Annotated in this window: 5 protein-coding genes and 1 pseudogene; all 6 read right to left on the bottom strand. The window is 63.6% G+C overall.

The window, feature by feature from the left end; translation table 11 throughout:
• Positions 1-414: 414 nt before the first annotated feature.
• Positions 415-872 (bottom strand): annotated as a pseudogene (locus ML01_RS26400) (N-acetyltransferase).
• Positions 873-1,040: 168 nt separating this feature from the next.
• Positions 1,041-1,274 (bottom strand): hypothetical protein, encoded by a 234-nt coding sequence (locus ML01_RS28190; RefSeq protein WP_082674707.1) that lies wholly within the window; start codon positions 1,272-1,274, stop codon positions 1,041-1,043.
• Positions 1,265-1,492 (bottom strand): hypothetical protein, encoded by a 228-nt coding sequence (locus ML01_RS28185; protein WP_082674706.1) that lies wholly within the window; start codon positions 1,490-1,492, stop codon positions 1,265-1,267. Before ML01_RS28185 ends, ML01_RS28190 begins: the two co-directional genes overlap by 10 nt.
• A 157-nt stretch (positions 1,493-1,649) precedes the next feature.
• The gene (locus ML01_RS28180; RefSeq protein WP_216819293.1) at positions 1,650-1,982 is read right to left on the bottom strand and encodes a type II toxin-antitoxin system HicB family antitoxin; all 333 of its coding nucleotides are present in this window, start codon (positions 1,980-1,982) and stop codon (positions 1,650-1,652) included.
• 201 nt (positions 1,983-2,183) lie between these two features.
• On the bottom strand, positions 2,184-2,546 hold the full coding sequence (locus ML01_RS31580; protein ID WP_058558350.1) for a cold shock domain-containing protein: 363 nt from the start codon (positions 2,544-2,546) through the stop codon (positions 2,184-2,186).
• A gap of 388 nt (positions 2,547-2,934) precedes the next feature.
• A complete protein-coding gene (locus ML01_RS26390; RefSeq protein WP_058558349.1) occupies positions 2,935-3,921 on the bottom strand; it encodes a DUF4351 domain-containing protein in 987 nt (328 codons plus the stop codon).
• Positions 3,922-4,604 lie beyond the last annotated feature (683 nt).

Below are 4,604 nucleotides of genomic sequence, written 5' to 3'. Positions count from 1 at the left end.
TTGGTTCCAGCGGACGAGGCGGCCTTCTCTCAGGGCGGTTGCGTCTTGGGACATGGGGGTTTCCTTGATTTGCGCGCTACGTGAATTGTTGCACGCCACGGCACTGGAGCGGGCGCGGGCGCGGGCGCGGGCGCGGGAGCGCCCGGAGATGCGTGACACCGCTGGAGCGGTGTCACGAGAAGTCACGTGTGCTGGTGCGCGCCGCGGCTAAGGCGGCTCGCATGGGGAGGCACGGATCTTTGTGGGAGCGGCTTCAGCCGCGATCTGCCGGGGTGCGGAACGTGCGGCTGTCGCGGCTAAAGCCGCTCCCACGGGGGCACGCGCGGGTCTTTGTGGGAGCGGCTTCAGCCGCGATCTGCCGGGATGTGGAACGTGCCGCTGTCGCGGCTGAAGCCGCTCCCACTGGCCAGGCATTCAGCCAGCATCCTGCCGGCTGGTCCGATCGACCCGCAGCGCATAGCGCGCGCCGGTCTGCGGGCAGACCCAGCTACCATCCCCCGTCAGTGGCAACGGCATCTGCTCGCCGTGCTCGCTTATCCAGCCGATGTGTCGGGCGGGCACGCCGACCATGAGTGCATACGGCTTGACTTCCTGATTGACGCGCGGGGGTTGTAGACGTTGGTGAAGACCATGCTCGGGCCGCAGAAGACGCCCTCCTCCAGGGTGACGCCGTCGTAGACGGAGACGTTGTTCTGGATCTTGACCTTGTCGCCGATGCGCACCCGATTGCCGACGTAGACGTTCTGCCCCAGGGAACAGCCGCTGCCGATGTCGGCGCCGGCGCAGACGTGCACCCAGTGCCAGATGCGCGTGCCCGGCCCGATGCGGGCGCCATGGTCGATGATGGCGGTGGGGTGGGCGGTGTAGTCCATGCGCGCGGGGCTCAGCGTGCCTGGTTGCAGCCCGGTTGTAGGCGGGGAAGACGACAAGTCATATGCGGTCTGCTTGGCGACAGAGGTAGCCAGCAGAATCGGCCGCGTAGCAACCTTCCCACTCGACGATCGAGGGTGATGGTGTAGGGGATGCAGGGTTTCATCCGCTTATCGATGCGGTAGCGCCCTGGCCAGTTGCTCAGATGCCGCGGGACTCAATACAACGCTATCGAACCAGGATTGAGGATAGAGATAGTCTTCGCCCGATTCGTCGATGATCCGAACCATCCCGTGGCCGGCATCCTTTTCAACCAACTCATAGAGCCTGCCAAGCTGTAGATCATCGCCCGAGATGTCTCCGGCATTATCTTTTCGCAAACAGACCACGAATTCTATAGCCATCGTTTCACCTTCGTTTTGACCTTGCCGATCCCGTGGGCTTCGTACCAGTGGATCTCGGCGGGTTGATGAGCGCCGTCGTCCGTTTCGACCAAGGCAATACCCTTTTTCTTCCTCCACCGACCAGGCCCATATTGCTGACGCAACCGATGCAGTTCCCGAATCGAGGGGCCTTCGGCAATCGTTTCGACAGCCGTGATTGGAGGAATGAGACGGATCATTCTTTAACTAATGGGAAAAATAGAGAAATATAGGGCACGTACCACGATTCCTTTCCAATTCTGGCGAGCAGAGAACAAGCGGAGACTGCTACGAAGCGGCAAGGGGCAAATCTCGAACCTCCGAGACTTGGCTCACCTCACTCAACGACGCATCCCATCACATCAATGCTAAAGGTCGTCCAAGTTCTGCGCATCCAGAATCCGCTCGGACCATTGCATCAGCATGTCGGAATCGGCCTGGCTGATCCGCTCCCGCGGATTCCACGATACCAAGATCCAGGCCTGCGACGGTAGGGATCGGATCTTGATCACGTAGTTTGAGAATTAACCACTCTTCCAGCACCTCGCGCAACTCGGAACGACATGCCTCCACGGTCGCCGCGTTGGCCCACACGCCGTCAAACCCGGGGATTTCGGCAAACCACGTCTGATCATCGAGCATTTTATAGTCGGAGCGGTCCAAGGCCGCTTGAATGTATTCAGTTAGCATGGGATTCCTCACGCAGATTGATCACCTAAGGGGATCTTGAAAAATTGCCGTCCTGGCAATTTTTCAAGACGCGAAGCGAAAACGCGGTTTCCGCTTCGCTCCATTTCTCAAGCGCTTGGGCGCTTGAGAAATGGCAGGGCGTCCTGCCCCGCACGGGCACCTCGAATTTTTCGAGGTGCCCTTAAGGATGCCAAAGTTTGTCTAGATCCTTTGCATCGAGGATGCCGCGCGGGCAATCAAATCAGCGCAGCGATCATTTGGCAAGGCGTGTCGTCGTCGTCTCGCGGGGCTCGGTCCTTGTAGTTCCACCTGGCCGCTGTCAAGCCGATAAACCTGCCCGCCAGCGCCGCAGACGGCGTGCCCGCTGCCGGCGAGCGGCAGCTTCAGCCGCTCGCCGTGCGCGCTCATCCACCCGGTCTGGCGTGCCGAGATGCCAGTCATCAGGGCATAGGGTTTGACGAAGACGTCTTTGCCGCCGTCATCCGGGCGCAGGAAGCCGTAGCCCTTGTCTGGGTGCCAGCGGACGAGGCGGCCTTCTCTCAGGGCGGTTGCGTCTTGGGGCATAGGGGGGTTCCTTGATTTGCGCGCTGCGTGTTTGTGCAGCCTACGGCACTGGAGCGGGCGCGGGAGCGCCCGGCGATGCGTGACACCGCTGGAGCGGGGTCACGAGGAAGCATGTGCGCAGAGGCGCGTCGCGGCTAACGGCCATGGCGACCGGCGCCACCCCGGAGCATGAAAGGCGCTGCTCGCCATGGCCGTTTCCCTCACCCCGGCCCTCTCCCAGAGGGAGAGGGCGACTAAGGAGCGCGCTGCGCGCGACTTTCATGGTAAGGCCGCTCCCACTGGGGAGCGCACGGATTTTTGTGGGAGCGGCTTCAGCCGCGAGCTGCCGGGGGTGCGGCACGCGTGCTGTCGCGGCTGAAGCCGTTCCCACGGGGGGAGGGCGGCGCGCTCAGTGCTCGTCGAAGACGTCGTGCAGTGTGGCGGCATCGAGCAGACGCTCGGCCCAGCGTTCGAGCTGGGTGATGTCGGCCTGTTCGAGGCGCGCGCGGGTGTCGTCGCCGAGCGGGCCGAAGCGTTTCGTCAGCATGCCGGCGAGCAAGGCGGCTTGGCCTTCGCGCTTGCCTTCGCGCTCACCTTCCTGCTTTCCGGAGAGGTGGCCTTCCCGCCAGCCGATGCGGCGGCCGATGCGTTCGACGCTGGTGATGTAGCGCACGGTCTGGGCTCCTTCGAGGGCGTGGATGTCTTGCCAGAGTTGCTGTTCGAGATTCTCGGGCAGGCGCATCATCCAGTCCAGCACGGCGAATAGATCCAGCACGCGCTGGCGCGTCCAGCCGTGGCGGTAGAGCAATTCCACCAGCCGGCGCTTGAAGCGGTAGCGGGCGTCGGGGTCGTGGCGGGTGCGGGCGGTGTAGAGATGCGCGGCGCTGATGAGCGCGAAGGGGTTGGGGTCGCGCTCCAGGTGCTCCAACCGCTCGGCAAGGTCGAGCAGCTTGACGACGGGGAAGCGGAAGCGGTGGCTGCAGCCGAGCTGGTCGAGATCGAAGCCGGCGGGCTTCCAGCCGGGGTCGAGGTCGGCAAGGATGGCAAGGCTGGCAATGGGCCGGTCGTAGCGGTCGTAGAGCCGGTAGTTGTAGGTGAACATGCGCTTGGGGAAGTCCGCGTCACGCTGTCCTTGGACCTCGATGTGGATGTAGATCCATTGCTCGGTGCCGTCCTTGCGCGTGACCCGCACCAGGATGTCGGCGCAGCGCTTGCCGAGCTCGGCGTCGCGCACCACCTGTCGCAGCTCGGTGTCCAGGAAGCTGTGCTCGCGCGTCCAGTCGATCTGCCGATGGGCGTCGGGGAAGTAGAACGCCATGAATTCCGGGAAGGCGTGCGTGAGGATGTCTTTCCACGGATTGTCGTAGTCGTCTGTGGGAGTTGCGGTTGCGGTCATCGGGGCTCGCCGCGGGACGGTGGTTGTATTGAGGTGGGCGCTATCGTACACGCACCTTCTGGGTCGTGCGCCGTTGCATGCCTTCCACCGGGGTCGGCGGTTGAGGCAGCGTGCGGTTTCGCCCGCCGCAGCGTCGCGGCTAAAGCCGCTCCCACGGGGGAGCGCGCGGATCTTCGTGGGAGCGGCTTTAGCCGCGACCGGCCGGGCTGCGGAACGCGTGCTGTCGCGGCTAAAGCCGCTCCCACGGGGGCAAGCGCGGGTCTTCGTGGGAGCGGCTTCAGCCGCGACGGGGGAACCTGCGACAGACCACGTAATCCTGCCTATGACCACGCGCAAACCATGGACAGACCCTAGGACAGGTGCATTGCTGGGCTCGATCGTGCTGAAGTGGCGCGGGAGCGCCAAGAGAGACATGACGCCGGGGGAGCGGTGTCACGAGCAAACATGCCGGAGCCGGGAGACCGCGCCGTCGGCAACATGGCGGGCTCCGGCGGTTTGTTGCACCGGGAGGGCCAATCCATGCGTATCGCCTTAGGCGATTGCCGGAAAAAAACGTACCGAATGGCGCAGGATTTTCGTCCGCCTTCAAGGAGCGGCAGCGGGTGCATAGTCGAACTATGCACCCGCTGCCGCGACGCAGAAGGCGGGCGAAAAGACAAGCCAGGCGGTATGTTTTTTGACAG

This window comes from Thiohalocapsa sp. ML1, from assembly GCF_001469165.1.
In the GTDB taxonomy this organism is placed as follows: Bacteria; Pseudomonadota; Gammaproteobacteria; order Chromatiales; family Chromatiaceae; genus Thiohalocapsa.
Note: the sequence above shows the minus strand (reverse complement) of the source record. Positions and strands in the feature narration are given on the sequence as shown.

Excerpts from the sequence above, each read along its gene's own strand:
- ML01_RS28190 (WP_082674707.1), bottom strand. The coding sequence starts at position 1,274 with ATGGCTATAGAATTCGTGGTCTGTTTGCGAAAAGATAATGCCGGAGAC.
- ML01_RS28185 (WP_082674706.1), bottom strand. The coding sequence starts at position 1,492 with ATGATCCGTCTCATTCCTCCAATCACGGCTGTCGAAACGATTGCCGAA.
- ML01_RS28180 (WP_216819293.1), bottom strand. The coding sequence starts at position 1,982 with ATGCTAACTGAATACATTCAAGCGGCCTTGGACCGCTCCGACTATAAA.
- ML01_RS31580 (WP_058558350.1), bottom strand. The coding sequence starts at position 2,546 with ATGCCCCAAGACGCAACCGCCCTGAGAGAAGGCCGCCTCGTCCGCTGG.
- ML01_RS26390 (WP_058558349.1), bottom strand. The coding sequence starts at position 3,921 with ATGACCGCAACCGCAACTCCCACAGACGACTACGACAATCCGTGGAAA.